The organism is Variovorax sp. GW821-FHT09D04, assembly GCF_059416405.1.
Genome location: NZ_JBWKPA010000007.1, coordinates 319,466 through 332,244, shown reverse-complemented (window position 1 = coordinate 332,244; position 12,779 = coordinate 319,466). Strand labels below are relative to the sequence as shown.

Genomic DNA, 12,779 nt, shown 5'->3' with positions numbered 1-12,779 from the left:
GAGATGGCGCGCGACGCAACAAGCCGGTGCCTTCTAAGATGGCGCCCATGCGAATCTCCGTCTACCTCACCGACAACCGTCCCGATCCCTGGATCGATGGCCTGAAGGCCGAACTCCCCGAAGCCACCATCGAAGCCTGGACGCCCGGCGCGCCGCAGGCCGACCACGGCGTGGTGTGGGCGCCGCCCCAGCAGTTCCTCGACGAGCAGCCCGACCTGCGCGGCCTGTTCAACATCGGCGCCGGCGTCGATGCGCTGCTCAAGCTCAAGGTGCCCGCGCACACGCGCATCGTGCGCCTCGACGACGCGGGCATGTCGGTGCAGATGGCCGAGTACGTGTGCCACACGCTCATCCGCCACTTCCGCGAGTTCGACGTGTACGAAGCCGATGCGCGCGAGGGCAAGTGGAGCTACCGCAAGCCGAAGCTGCGGCGCGATTTTCCGGTCGGCATCATGGGCCTGGGCGTGCTCGGCGAGCGCGTGGCCAAGGCGGTGGCGCAGTTCGAATTTCCGGTGCTCGGCTGGAGCCGCTCGCCCAAGGCGCTCGACGGCGTGCAGGTGTTCAGTGGCGAGGCGCAGTTCGACGAGTTCCTGGCCTCCACGCGCGTGCTGGTCAACCTGCTGCCGCTGACCGAAGCCACGCGCGGCATCCTGAACCGCACCACGCTGGGCAAGCTCAAGCCCGAGGGCTACCTCATCAGCATCGCGCGCGGCGGCCACCTGGTGGAGGACGACCTGATCCCGATGCTCGACGCCGGCCAGCTCGCGGGCGCCACGCTCGACGTGTTCCAGGTCGAGCCGCTGCCGGCCGACCACGCCTTCTGGCGCCACCCGAAGATCACCGTCACGCCGCACGGCTCGGCGCGCACGCTGCGCGAGGAGTCCATCGCCCAGATCGCCGGGAAGATCCGCGCGATGGAGCAGGGGCTGCCGATCGCCGGCATCGTCGATCCCGTCCGCGGCTACTGACGGCCCTGCGCCGACGACGACGGTCCGGCTGACACGCGGCCGGCGGGGGAAAACCCCGACGCTTTTGTTTTTCACATACGAGAAAATTTCTTCATGGTTGTGAAAACAGCGTTTCGCGTGATCGAGATCGTCGAGCTCTTTGCCCGGGAGAAGCAGCCGCTGGCCCTGTCCGAGATGGCGCGGCTGCTCGACATGCCGGTGTCCAGCTGCCTGGGCCTGATCCGCACGCTCGAAGAGCAGGGCTACATGTACGAGACCGGCCGCCGCCAGGGCTACTACCCCACGGGCCGGCTGCTGGCCATGGCGCAGGTCATCGCCGCGCACGACCCGGTGCTCGACCGGGTGAAGGCCACGCTCGAGGAACTGCGCGACGCCGCCTGCGAAACGGTGGTGTTCGGCAAGTTCCGCGATGCCGAGCACGTTGTCTACCTCGACGTGCTGAGCGCGCCGCAGCGCATCCGCTACACGGCCGAGTCGGGCGAAACGCGACCCGCGTACGCCAACTCGCTGGGCCGCGCGCTGCTGTCCACGCTCGCGCCCGAGGCGCGCCGCACGCTGCTCGAGGGCATGACGCTCGCGCCGCTCACCGACGCCACGCTCACCACCGCCGATGCCATCGAGGCCGAGCTGCAGCGCGGCGCCGCGCGCGGCTGGTACGGCAACCTGGGCGAAAGCATTCCCGACCTGATCGGCCTGGCCTGGCCGCTGCGCATCGGCGGCGAGGCCTACGCGATCTCGGTGGCCGGCCCGCGCTACCGCATGGAAGCGCGCATCGACGACATCGCCGCGATGCTGCGCTCGGCCTGCCTCGCGATCGAACCCAAGACAGAAAGCCCCCGATGACTGCCACCGCTGCGCGCTACTTCGTCCGCGAGGACGAGATCACCGGCTACCACCCCGCCAACCACACCGGCACGCTGAACAAGCGCCTGATCGGTCCCGAGACGGTGGGTGCGAAGCAGCTCGAGGTGCTGGTGGGCCACATCCAGAAGGGCAAGGGCGCGCTGCCGCATGCGCACCCGGGCATCGAACAGGTCTGCTACATGCTCGAAGGCCGCGCGGTCGCCGAGGTGGGCGGCCAGCGGCAGGAGCTGCACCCTGGCGACAGCTGCTTTTTTCCGGCCGACGCGATGCACACCTTTACGGTGGTGAGCGACGAGCCGGTGCGCGTGCTGGTGATCTACAGCCCGCCGTACGAGGAATCGCCGGAGCGCGTGATCCGGCCCTGAACGACAACCCCGGAGACACAACCATGCAGACGAAGAACGCGACAGAAACAGTCGCGGTGGAAAGCCGCCGCCGTTTCATTTCCATCGGCGCTGCGGCGGGCCTCGTGGGCACCGTGCCCTGGGCCTTCGCGCAGGACGGCGGCTACCCGAAGCAACCGATCAAGCTCGTCGTGCCCTTCGCGGCCGGCAGCGGCACCGACGCGGTGGCGCGCATCACCGCGCAGATGCTGGGCGAGGCGCTCAAGGCCTCGGTGATCGTCGACAACCGGGCCGGCGCCAGCGGCGTGATCGCGGCCGAGCTGGTGGCCAAGGCGCCGCCCGACGGCTACACGCTCTTCATGACGACCAACACCACGCACTCGGCCAACCCGAGCCTGATGAAGTCGCTGCCCTACGACCCGGTGAAAGACTTCGCGCCCGTCAGCCGCATGGGCAACCTGCCGTTCATGCTGGTGGTGAACAACGACCTGCCGGTGAAGAGCGTGGCTGAGCTGCTGGCCTGGGGCCGCGCGCATCCGGGCAAGCTGACCTACGCCAGCGGCAACAGCACCGGCATCGTGAGCGGCGCCACGCTGTCGCGCATGAGCGGCATCCCGATGCTGCACGTGCCCTACAAGAGCACGCCGCCGGCCATCGCCGACCTGATCGGCGGTCAGGTGTCGATGATGGTGGTCGACCTGGCCGCGGGGCTCGCCACGGTCAAGGCCGGCAAGATGCGCGCCATTGCGGTCACCACGCAGGAGCGCACCAAGCTCTTTCCCGAACTGCCGCCGCTGGCCGACACGCCCGAGCTCAAGGGTTTCGACATCACCTCGTGGAACGGCGTGTTCGCGCCGGCCGGCACGCCGCGCGATGTCGTGCTCAAGCTCAACAAGGCGTTGTCGGAGATGGCGAACGGCGCTGCCTTCCGCGAGCGCGTGACGAAGCTGGGCTTCGATGCGTTCGGCAGCACGCCGGAAGAACTCGGGGCCTTCACCGTGTCCGAGCTGGCGAAGTGGAAGAAGCTGATCCAGGCCGCGGGCATCCAACCCGAATGAGCGACGCGACCGGCCCTCTCGAAGGCATCCGCATCCTCGACCTCACGGCCGTGGTGATGGGCCCGTACGCCACGCAGACGCTGGGCGACCTCGGCGCCGACGTCATCAAGGTCGAGCCGCCGTCGGGCGACAACCTGCGCGCCGTCGGCCCGATGCGCCATGCCGGCATGGGCGCGATGGCGATGCACCTGAACCGCAACAAGCGCTCCATCGTGCTCGACCTCAAGCAGCCCGAAGGCCGCGAGGCCTGCCTGCGGCTCGCGGCGGGCTGCGATGCGCTCATCTACAACACGCGCCCGCAGGCGATGGCGAGGCTGGGGCTCGGCTACGAGGCCGTGGCCGCGGTCAATCCGAAGATCGTCTACCTCGGCGCCTTCGGCTACGGCGAAGAAGGCCCCTACGCCGGCAAGCCCGCGTACGACGACCTGATCCAGGGCGCGGCCGGCGTCGCCTCGCTCTTCGCGCAGCAAAGCGGCGGCGCGCCGCGCTACGCGCCCGTCACGCTGGCCGACCGCGCCGTGGGCCTGCAGGCCGCCATCGCGCTGCTCGCGGCCGTGCTCAGCGCGCAGCGCACCGGCAAAGGCCAGGCCGTCGAAGTGCCGATGTTCGAGGCGCTCTCGCAGTTCGTCATGGGCGACCATCTCGGCGGCCACAGCTTCGAGCCGCCGCTCGGGCCCACCGGCTACGCGCGCCTGCTCGCGGAGCACCGCAAGCCCTACGCCACGGCCGACGGTTACCTCGGCGTGCTCATCTACAACGACAAGCACTGGCAGGCCTTCTTCGACGTGATCGGCCGGCCCGAGCTGCGCAGCTCGCCGATGTTCGGCACGCACACGGCGCGCGCCGCGAACATCGGCGCGGTCTACGCATTCGTCGCTGAGGTGATGGCCACGCGCGGCAGCTACGAATGGATGGCGCTGCTCGAAGCCGCCGACATCCCGGTCGCGCGCCTGCACACCACCGAGAGCCTGCTCGACGACCCGCACCTGCGCGCCGTCGATTTCTTCCCCGAGTTCGACCACCCGAGCGAAGGCCGCATCCGCACGCTCGCGCCTGTCGGCCGTTACAGCGCCACGCCCGCGGCCATCCGCCGGCCCGCGCCGCGCATCGGCGAGCAGAGCGTCGAGCTGCTGCGCGAAGCGGGCTATGCGGACGACGCCATCGACCGCATGCTCGCGCGCGGCGTCACGCTCCAGCCGGATCTCCTGAAAGACAGCGAATGAATTTCTCCCTGAACGAAGACCAGCGCTCGCTCGTCGCGGCCATCGAGCGGCTGTGCGAAGACTTCCCCATCGACTACTGGCGCGACCACGACGACCGCGCCGTGTTCCCGCACGAATTCCACCGCGCCGTCGCCGACAGCGGCTGGCTCGGCATCGCCATGCCCGAGGCGCAGGGCGGCGCGGGGCTCGGCATCACCGAGGCGGCGCTGATGATGCGCGCCATCAGCGCGTCGGGCGCGGGCATGTCGGGCGCGTCGTCGGTGCACATGAACATCTTCGGCCTCAACCCGGTGGTGGTGTTCGGCACCGAGGCGCAGCGCCTGCGCTTTTTGCCGCCGCTGATCGCGGGCACCGAGAAAGCCTGCTTCGCCGTGACCGAGCCCGACGCGGGGCTCGACACCACCAGCCTCAAGACGCAGGCGGTGCGCCACCCGAACGGCAGCTACCTGCTGCACGGCCGCAAGATCTGGATCTCGACCGCGCAGGTGGCCGACCGCATGCTGATCCTGACGCGCACCACGCCGCTGGACCAGGTGAAGAAGCCCACGCAGGGCCTCACGCTGTTCTACACGGCGCTGGACCGCAGCAAGGTCGAGGTGCGCGAGATCCACAAGCTGGGCCGCGCGGCGGTCGACTCCAACATGCTCTTCATCGACGGCCTCGAAGTGCCCGAAGAAGACCGCATCGGCGAGGAGGGCCGGGGCTTCGAATACATCCTGCACGGCCTGAACCCCGAGCGCATATTGATCGCGGCGGAAGCCATCGGCATCGGCCGCGCCGCGCTGCGCATCGCTTCGCAGTACGCGCAGGAGCGCGTGGTCTTCGGCCGGCCCATCGGCCAGAACCAGGGCGTGGCGCATCCGCTCGCACGCGCCTGGGCCAACCTGGAGGCGGCCGACCTCATGATGCTCAAGGCCGCCACGCTGTACGACGCGGGCGAGCCCTGCGGCATCGAGGCCAACGCCGCCAAGTACCTCGCGGCCGAGGCGGCACACGACGCCTGCCAGAACGCCGTGCTCACACTGGGTGGCATGGGTTACGCGAAGGAATACCATGTCGAGCGCCTGCTGCGCGAGAGCTACATCCCGCGCATCGCGCCGGTGAGCCCGCAGATGATCCTGAACTTCATCGCCGAAAAAGCACTGGGGCTGCCGAAGTCGTACTGACCCACTTTCCATGAACGCTCACGCCACCATCACCCGCCATCTCGTCGTCCACGGCCTCGTGCAGGGCGTGGGCTACCGCTGGTCGATGGTGCAGGCAGCGCAGCGGCTCGGCGTGCGCGGCTGGGTGCGCAACCGGCGCGACGGCAAGGTCGAAGCGCTCGTGGCCGGCGAGGCCGATGCGGTCGAGGCGCTGGTGCACTGGGCGCGCCAGGGGCCGGCCGGTGCGCGCGTGGAGGCGGTCGATGTGAGCGAGGCCGACGCTGCGAGCGATCTGCCCGACGGCTTCGCGCAGCGCGAAACCGTCTAGCGGCTGTTTTCCTGCGGGGCCGACCGGTTGGCACCATTTGCAACCCCGCAGGCGCGCATTGCTACCTTCTGCGACTTGTGTACCAAGCAGCGCGCGGCCATGTGTCGGACAATCGAAGCCGGTTTTTCATCACCCTCCCGCGACAGCGACACCAGAGACATCCCATGAAACTCCCCACCCAGGTCAAGCTCGTCGACGTCGGTCCGCGCGACGGCCTCCAGAACGAAAAGCAACCCGTCTCCGCCGAGGTCAAGATCGGTCTCGTGCACCGCCTGCAGGACGCCGGCCTGAAAGAGATCGAGGTCACCAGCTTCGTCTCGCCCAAGTGGGTGCCGCAGATGGCCGACAACGCCGAAGTGATGCACGGCATCGTGCGCAAGCCGGGCGTTCTCTACTCGGTGCTCACGCCCAACATGAAGGGCTTCGAGGCCGCCATTGCCGCACCGCGCGACGAGTGGCCCGACGAGATCGTGGTGTTCGGCGCCGCGAGCGAGGCCTTCAGCCAGAAGAACATCAACTGCTCGATCGCCGAGAGCATCGAGCGCTTCGCGCCCGTGGTCGAGGCGGCGCGCGCCAAGGGCATCGCCGTGCGCGGCGCCATGTCGTGCACCGTGGGCTGCCCCTACGAAGGCGAGATCGCGCCGGCCAAGGTCGGCTACCTCGCGCAACTGATGAAGGGCATCGGCGTGCAGCGCGTGGACGTGGCCGACACCATCGGCGTGGGCACGCCGCACAAGGTGCAGGCGGCCATGGAGGCCACGCTGGCGCACTTCGATGTCGACGCCATCTCCGGCCACTTCCACGACACCTACGGGCAGGCGCTGGTCAACACGCTGGCGGCGCTCGAGCTGGGCGTGTGGAACTTCCAGTCGTCCTCGGCCGGCCTGGGCGGTTGCCCCTACGCCAAGGGCGCGACGGGCAACGTCGCGACCGAGGACGTGGTCTACATGCTGCACGGCATGGGCATCGCCACCGGCATCGACCTCGACGAGTTGATCGACGCGGGCGTGTACATCAGCGAAGCGCTGGGCCGCGAACCGAACTCGCGCGCCTCGAAGGCGATCCGCACCAAGCGCGCGGGCTGAGCCTTCTTTCTTCTCAGCGCCCGAAGGCGCGCAGCCCCAGCAGCAGCACCACCGCCGCGGCCAGCAGCACGGTGGTGCACTGCCAGAACAGCACCGGGCGGCGCTCGATCAACGGCGGCATCCGCGCACTCAAAAACTCCGGGCCCGGCGCGCGCAGGTCGTGCGCGAACTCCGACACCGCTTGCTGCCGCTTCGCGGCCTGCGGGTGCAGCGCCTTCTGCAGCACGGCATCGACCCACGCGGGCAGCTCGGGCCGCAGGTGGCGCACGGGCACATAGCGCAGGCGCCCCACATCGGCTTGCGTGCGGATGCGTGACACCTGCAGGCCGTAGGGCAGCTGGCCGCACAGCATCTGGTAGACGATCGCGGCCAGCGAGAACAGGTCGGAGCGCGCGCTGCCGCCGTGGCCGGTGAAGTACTCGGGCGCGGTGTACTGCAGCGTGCCTTCGATGGCCAGCGCGCGCGCCTCGCCGCTGCCGTCGGCCAGGCCGGCCACGTGGGTCGCGGCCAGGTCGATGATCTTCACGGTGCCGGTGCGGTCGATCATCACGTTCTCGGGCCGCAGGTCCTGGTGCAGCATCTCCTTGCCATGCAGCGCCTGCAGCCCGCGCGCCAGTTGCGCGACGATGCCGCGCACGCTGTCCAGGTCGGGCCGGGGGTGGTCGACCATCCATTGCGCGAGCGTGTGGCCGTCGACGTACTCCATGGCCACGTACAGGTGCGCGCGCGGGCGCTCGACAGCGCTGGCCTTGAGCACGTGCGGGCTGTCGATGCGCCGCGCCACCCATTCCTCGAGCACGAAGCGGTCGAGGTAGCCGGGGTCGTCGCGCAGGTCGACCGACGGCAGCTTCAGCACGGCGGGCTGGCCGGTGGCGTCGTCGGTGGCCAGGTAGACGTGGCTGCGCGCGCTCATGTGGAGCTCGCGCACGAGGCTGAAGCCCTCGAAGCGGGCCCGCGGCGCCAGCGCCGGCGGCATCGCCAGGCCTTCGCGCTGCAGTTGCGCGGGCGGCGCGGCGGCGTCGGGCAGTTCGTCGATGCGCAGCAGCTGCACCGTGATGTCGTCGGTGCTGCCCCGGGTGCGCGCGGTTTCCGCGAGCCAGCGCGCCGCCGCGTCGAAGTCGTCGGCGTGCAGCGCCAGCGCTTCGTGCACGGCGGCCGCGTCCAGGTGCGTGTAGGCGCCGTCGGTGGCCAGCAGGTAGACCTCGCCGACCTCGGCTTGCCAGCAGCGGTGGTCGATCTCCACATGGGCGCCCGCGCCCAGCGCGCGCCCGAGGTACGACTCGACCGACGACACGCGCACGCGGTGGTCCTCGGTGAGCTGTTCGAGCGCGCCGGCGTGCAGCCGGTGGATGCGCGCGTCGCCCACGTGCAGCAGGTGCGCGTCGCGGCCCTTGAGGATCAGCGCGCTGAAGGTGCAGACGTAGCCGCTGTCCTTGTCGAAGCGCGCGTCGCTGCGCATCGTCTGCGCATGCAGCCAGGCGTTGGTGGCGCCCAGCACGCGCTGCGCCGCGCGCTGCACCGACCAGGTGTCGGAGGTCGCGTAGTAGTCGTCGAGAAAGCCGCGCACGGCCGCCGCGCTCGCCACCTGGCTCACGCGGCTGGAGCCGATGCCGTCGGCCAGCGCCACGGCGATGCCCTTGGAAAGAAGCAGCGCGCCCTCGGGCAGCATGGCGCCGTGGAAGTCCTGGTTGACCGGCGCGTGAAGCCCCGCCAGCGAATGCTGGCCGAGCGTCACGCGCAGCTGCTTGCGCGGCGGCGCGGGCATGCGAACCGTGGGGCTGCGGTTCAGCTGGCGACGCGCTTGGCCGCCGTCTTGTAGTGCGTGGCGTACAGCGTGAGGCCCACGAAGGTCAGGCCGCCGACGAGGTTGCCGATCACGGTGGGCAGTTCGTTCCAGATCAGGTAGTCCATGAAGGTGAACTTGCCGCCCAGCATCAGGCCGGCGGGGAACAGGAACATGTTGACGATGGAGTGCTCGAAGCCCATGTAGAAGAAGACCATCACGGGCATCCACATGCCGATGGCCTTGCCCGACACGGTGGTCGACATCATGGCCGCGACCACGCCGGTCGAGACCATCCAGTTGCACATCACGCCGCGAATGAACAGCGTGAGCATGCCGGCCGCGCCGTGCGCCGCATAGCCGACGGTGCGGCCTTCGCCGATGTGGCCGAGCTTCTCGCCGATGGCGTTGGGCGCCTCGCTGAAGCCGAAGGTGAAGATGATCGCCATGAACACGGCGACCGTCAGTGCGCCCGCGAAGTTGCCCACGAACACCAGGCTCCAGTTGCGCATCACGCCGCCCCAGGTGGCGCCGGGGCGCTTGTCGAGCACGGCCAGCGGCGCCAGCGTGAACACGCCCGTGAGCAGGTCGAAGCCCAGCAGGTACAGCATGATGAAACCGACCGGGAACAGCATGGCGCCGACCAGCGCATTGCCGGTGTTCACGGTGATGCTCACGGCGAAGGCCGCGGCCAGCGCGAGGATGGCGCCGGCCATGTACGAGCGGATCAGCGTGTCGCGCGTGGACATCAGCAGCTTGGATTCACCGGCGTCGACCATCTTGGTCACGAATTCGGCAGGGGCGAGGTAGGCCATTCGGGGTCCTTGGAGAGAGACTGAAAAAATCGGAAGAGGGCGGAGCGGCGTCAGGCCAGCGCGACCAGCACGCGGCCGTCCTCGACGCGCACCGCATGCGCGCGCACCGAGTGCTCGGGCGCCTCCAGGCATTCGCCGCTGCGCAGGTCGAAGTGGTTCTTGTAGAGCGGCGAGGCCACGACGATGCGCTCGCCCAGGCTGCCGACCAGCCCGCGCGAGAGCACGCTGGCGCCGGCCTTCGGGTCGACGTTGTCGATGGCGAAGAGCGACGGCTCCTGGCCGACGCGGAAGATCGCGACATGCACGCCGTCGACCAGCGCGCACACGCCGGTGTCGGGGAGGATGTCGCCGGCGGCGCACACGGCGGTCCAGTTCAGGGTGTCGGTGGTCATGGTGTTTCCTTCGTTGTCGGTCGCTCAGGCGGCGCTGGTCTCGCGGCGTTCTTCGGGGCGTGCGGGGCGGTTCTGGCCGCGCTCCTGCACGAAGACGATGTGCTCGTCGGGCTTCTCGCTGTTCACGAAGGAGCGGAAGCGCTGGCGCGTGGCGGGGTCGTTCACCGCGGTCTTCCATTCGCACTGGTAGGTGTCGACCACGTGCTGCATCTGCGCCTCGAGCTCGGCGCCCAGGCCCAGCGTGTCCTGCAGCAGCACGCCCTTGAGGTAGTCGAGGCCGCCCTCGAGGTTCTCGCGCCAGGTGCTGGTGCGCTGCAGGCGGTCGGCCGTGCGCACGTAGAACATCAGGAAGCGGTCGATCATGCGGATGAGGTCGGCCTTGCTCAGGTCGCTCGCCAGCAGCTCGGCGTGGCGCGGCTTCATGCCGCCGTTGCCGCACACATAGAGGTTCCAGCCCTTGTCGGTGGCGATGATGCCGACGTCCTTGCCCTGCGCCTCGGCGCATTCGCGGGTGCAGCCCGACACGCCGAACTTGATCTTGTGCGGTGCGCGCAGGCCCTTGTAGCGGTTCTCCAGTTCCACGGCCAGGCCCACGCTGTCGTCCACGCCGTAGCGGCACCAGGTGGAGCCCACGCAACTCTTCACCGTGCGCAGCGACTTGCCGTAGGCATGGCCCGACTCGAAGCCGGCGGCGATGAGTTCTTCCCAGATGGCCGGCAGCTGCTCGACGCGCGCGCCGAACATGTCCACGCGCGCACCGCCGGTGATCTTGGTGTACAGGCCGTACTTCTTGGCGACCTGGCCCACGGCGATGAGCCCTTCGGGCGTGACCTCGCCGCCGGGCATGCGCGGCACGACGGAGTAGGTGCCGTCCTTCTGGATGTTGCCCAGGAAGTAGTCGTTGCTGTCCTGCAGGCCGGCCAGGTCCTTCTTGAGCACGAACTCGTTCCAGCACGAGGCGAAGATGCTCGCGGCGGTCGGCTTGCAGATGTCGCAGCCCAGGCCCTTGCCGTGCTTGGCGAGCAGGTCGGCGAAGCTGCGGATCTCGCCCACGCGGATGAGGTGGTACAGCTCCTGGCGCGAGTACGGGAAATGCTCGCACAGGTGGTTGTTCACGGCCATGCCGCGCTTGGCCATTTCCATCTTCATGACCTGCGTGACCAGCGGCACGCAGCCGCCGCAGGTGGCGCCGGCCTGGGTGCAGGCCTTCATCTCGGCGGGCGTGCACACGCCCTGGCCCACGGCCTCGCAGATCTGGCCCTTGGTGACGCTGTTGCACGAGCAGATCTGCGCGCTGTCGGGCAGCGCCTCGACGCCCAGGCCCGGCTTGGCCTTGCCGTCGCTCGACGGCAGGATCAGGAACTCGGGCTCGTCGGGCAGCGCGATGCCGTTGAGCGCCAGCTGCAGCAGCGTGCCGTACTCGCCGGCGTCGCCGACCAGCACCGCGCCCAGCAGCTGCTTGCCGTCTTCGCTGACCACGATCTTCTTGTAGACCTGCTTGCGCTCGTCGATGTACTGGTAGGCGCGCGACTTCGGCGTCTTGCCATGCGCGTCGCCGATGCTGGCCACGTCGACGCCCATCAGCTTGAGCTTGGTGCTCAGGTCGGCGCCGGTGAAGGCGGCGTCGTCCTGGCCGGCGATGTGGCGGGCGGCCACGCGCGCCATGTCGTAGCCCGGCGCGACGAGGCCGAAGGTCTGTTCGTTCCACGACGCGCATTCGCCGATGGCGTAGATGCTGCGGTCGCTGGTGCGGCAGTGGCTGTCGATCGCCACGCCGCCGCGCGGGCCCACGGCCAGCAGGCTCTGGCGCGCCAGTTCGTCGCGCGGGCGGATGCCGGCGGAGAACACGATCATGTCGGTCTCCAGGTGCGTGCCGTCGGCGAACACCATGCGGTGCCGCGCGCTCGCGCCGTCGACGATCTCCACCGTGTTGCGGCCGGTGTGCACGTGCAGGCCCAGCGCCTCGATGCTGCCGCGCAATGCACGGCCGCCGCCCTCGTCGACCTGCACCGCCATCAGGCGCGGCGCGAACTCGACGACGTGCGTTTCCAGGCCCATGTCGCGCAGCGCCTTGGCGCATTCCAGGCCCAGCAGGCCGCCGCCCACCACCACGCCGCTGCGCGACTTCGCGCCGCAGGCCTTCATGGCGTCGAGGTCCTCGATGGTGCGGTAGACAAAGCAGTTCGGCCGGTCGCGGCCCGGCACGGCCGGCACGAAGGGGTTGGAGCCGGTGGCCAGCACCAGCTTGTCGTAGGCGATCACCTCGCCGTCGGTCGTGGTGACGGTGTTGTTGCGCCGTTCGACGGCCACGGCCCGCGCGGCCAGGCGCAGCGTGAAGCCGCTGCGCTCGAAGAAGCCGGGCTCGACCAGCGACAGGTCGTCGGCCGTCTTGCCGGAGAAGTACTCGGACAGGTGCACCCGGTCGTAGGCCGGGCGCGGCTCTTCGCACAGCACGGTGACCTGTGCGCCGGGAATGCCGAGCGTGTGGAGTTGCTCGAGGAACTTGTGGCCGACCATGCCGTGGCCGATGACTGCGATCTTCATTGGGGGTCCTGCACGCAACCGGCCCTGGAAGGCGCCCCCGCAGCCGCTGTCGAACAGACAGCGTCGTTGGGGCCCCCGCGACGGAACGGATGCGAAATGGGTTGGAGCAGACGAACCGGCGGCGGGCGGCCATCGGTGCGCTTGAACCCCGCCGTCGTTAGCGGAGGCATTGCGAACCCGCCGCAGAGGCCGGTGGGTCGCCACCGTGTTCAGCAATAAGCGTGCCGCGC

The 12,779-nt window shown here is 69.4% G+C and carries 12 protein-coding genes; 8 read left to right on the top strand and 4 right to left on the bottom strand.

Features of this window, described 5'->3' with window-relative positions; genetic code table 11:
* Positions 1 to 47 precede the first annotated feature (47 nt).
* The 8 genes from AC07O4_RS22435 to AC07O4_RS22400 all read left to right on the top strand — a co-directional run bounded on the left by AC07O4_RS22435 (position 48) and on the right by AC07O4_RS22400 (position 7,015).
* Positions 48 to 968 carry a 2-hydroxyacid dehydrogenase gene (locus AC07O4_RS22435; protein WP_159272781.1) on the top strand — a complete coding sequence of 307 codons (921 nt, stop codon included), beginning with the start codon at positions 48 to 50 and terminating at the stop codon, positions 966 to 968.
* A 93-nt stretch (positions 969 to 1,061) separates the two neighbouring features.
* Positions 1,062 to 1,811: an IclR family transcriptional regulator gene (locus tag AC07O4_RS22430; protein WP_495305711.1), complete on the top strand. Its 750-nt coding sequence runs from the start codon at positions 1,062 to 1,064 to the stop codon at positions 1,809 to 1,811.
* Positions 1,808 to 2,197 carry a cupin domain-containing protein gene (locus AC07O4_RS22425; protein WP_095746917.1) on the top strand — a complete coding sequence of 130 codons (390 nt, stop codon included), beginning with the start codon at positions 1,808 to 1,810 and terminating at the stop codon, positions 2,195 to 2,197. Before AC07O4_RS22430 ends, AC07O4_RS22425 begins: the two co-directional genes overlap by 4 nt.
* Positions 2,198 to 2,220: 23 nt before the next feature.
* Complete coding sequence (locus tag AC07O4_RS22420; RefSeq protein ID WP_159272782.1) at positions 2,221 to 3,234, top strand: Bug family tripartite tricarboxylate transporter substrate binding protein; 1,014 nt, start codon at positions 2,221 to 2,223, stop codon at positions 3,232 to 3,234.
* Positions 3,231 to 4,457: a CaiB/BaiF CoA transferase family protein gene (locus AC07O4_RS22415; RefSeq protein ID WP_495305710.1), complete on the top strand. Its 1,227-nt coding sequence runs from the start codon at positions 3,231 to 3,233 to the stop codon at positions 4,455 to 4,457. Before AC07O4_RS22420 ends, AC07O4_RS22415 begins: the two co-directional genes overlap by 4 nt.
* Entirely contained in the window at positions 4,454 to 5,623 is a 1,170-nt protein-coding gene (locus tag AC07O4_RS22410; RefSeq protein WP_495305709.1) for an acyl-CoA dehydrogenase family protein, read from the top strand. Before AC07O4_RS22415 ends, AC07O4_RS22410 begins: the two co-directional genes overlap by 4 nt.
* A 10-nt stretch (positions 5,624 to 5,633) precedes the next feature.
* Positions 5,634 to 5,930 (top strand): acylphosphatase, encoded by a 297-nt coding sequence (locus tag AC07O4_RS22405; RefSeq protein ID WP_095947921.1) that lies wholly within the window; start codon positions 5,634 to 5,636, stop codon positions 5,928 to 5,930.
* 164 nt (positions 5,931 to 6,094) lie between these two features.
* Positions 6,095 to 7,015 carry a hydroxymethylglutaryl-CoA lyase gene (locus AC07O4_RS22400; protein ID WP_495305708.1) on the top strand — a complete coding sequence of 307 codons (921 nt, stop codon included), beginning with the start codon at positions 6,095 to 6,097 and terminating at the stop codon, positions 7,013 to 7,015.
* A gap of 13 nt (positions 7,016 to 7,028) precedes the next feature.
* Here AC07O4_RS22400 and AC07O4_RS22395 read toward each other — a convergent pair whose 3' ends face one another.
* From AC07O4_RS22395 to nirB, 4 genes are read right to left on the bottom strand one after another with little or no spacing between them, the layout of a single operon-like run.
* A complete protein-coding gene (locus tag AC07O4_RS22395) occupies positions 7,029 to 8,780 on the bottom strand; it encodes a bifunctional protein-serine/threonine kinase/phosphatase (protein WP_495305707.1) in 1,752 nt (583 codons plus the stop codon).
* A 20-nt stretch (positions 8,781 to 8,800) separates the two neighbouring features.
* Positions 8,801 to 9,613, bottom strand: coding sequence for a formate/nitrite transporter family protein (locus tag AC07O4_RS22390; RefSeq protein ID WP_369630246.1), 813 nt, complete (start codon positions 9,611 to 9,613; stop codon positions 8,801 to 8,803).
* A 50-nt stretch (positions 9,614 to 9,663) separates the two neighbouring features.
* On the bottom strand, positions 9,664 to 10,005 hold the full coding sequence (nirD, locus tag AC07O4_RS22385) for a nitrite reductase small subunit NirD (protein ID WP_062477342.1): 342 nt from the start codon (positions 10,003 to 10,005) through the stop codon (positions 9,664 to 9,666).
* 24 nt (positions 10,006 to 10,029) lie between these two features.
* The gene (gene nirB / locus AC07O4_RS22380; protein WP_495305706.1) at positions 10,030 to 12,549 is read right to left on the bottom strand and encodes a nitrite reductase large subunit NirB; all 2,520 of its coding nucleotides are present in this window, start codon (positions 12,547 to 12,549) and stop codon (positions 10,030 to 10,032) included.
* Between the last annotated feature and the right edge of the window lie 230 nt (positions 12,550 to 12,779).

Bases quoted from the DNA above. Each gene is read 5' to 3' on its own strand.
- AC07O4_RS22435 (WP_159272781.1), top strand. From the start codon at position 48: ATGCGAATCTCCGTCTACCTCACCGACAACCGTCCCGATCCCTGGATC.
- AC07O4_RS22430 (WP_495305711.1), top strand. From the start codon at position 1,062: ATGGTTGTGAAAACAGCGTTTCGCGTGATCGAGATCGTCGAGCTCTTT.
- AC07O4_RS22425 (WP_095746917.1), top strand. From the start codon at position 1,808: ATGACTGCCACCGCTGCGCGCTACTTCGTCCGCGAGGACGAGATCACC.
- AC07O4_RS22420 (WP_159272782.1), top strand. From the start codon at position 2,221: ATGCAGACGAAGAACGCGACAGAAACAGTCGCGGTGGAAAGCCGCCGC.
- AC07O4_RS22415 (WP_495305710.1), top strand. From the start codon at position 3,231: ATGAGCGACGCGACCGGCCCTCTCGAAGGCATCCGCATCCTCGACCTC.
- AC07O4_RS22410 (WP_495305709.1), top strand. From the start codon at position 4,454: ATGAATTTCTCCCTGAACGAAGACCAGCGCTCGCTCGTCGCGGCCATC.
- AC07O4_RS22405 (WP_095947921.1), top strand. From the start codon at position 5,634: ATGAACGCTCACGCCACCATCACCCGCCATCTCGTCGTCCACGGCCTC.
- AC07O4_RS22400 (WP_495305708.1), top strand. From the start codon at position 6,095: ATGAAACTCCCCACCCAGGTCAAGCTCGTCGACGTCGGTCCGCGCGAC.
- AC07O4_RS22395 (WP_495305707.1), bottom strand. From the start codon at position 8,780: ATGCCCGCGCCGCCGCGCAAGCAGCTGCGCGTGACGCTCGGCCAGCAT.
- AC07O4_RS22390 (WP_369630246.1), bottom strand. From the start codon at position 9,613: ATGGCCTACCTCGCCCCTGCCGAATTCGTGACCAAGATGGTCGACGCC.
- nirD (WP_062477342.1), bottom strand. From the start codon at position 10,005: ATGACCACCGACACCCTGAACTGGACCGCCGTGTGCGCCGCCGGCGAC.
- nirB (WP_495305706.1), bottom strand. From the start codon at position 12,549: ATGAAGATCGCAGTCATCGGCCACGGCATGGTCGGCCACAAGTTCCTC.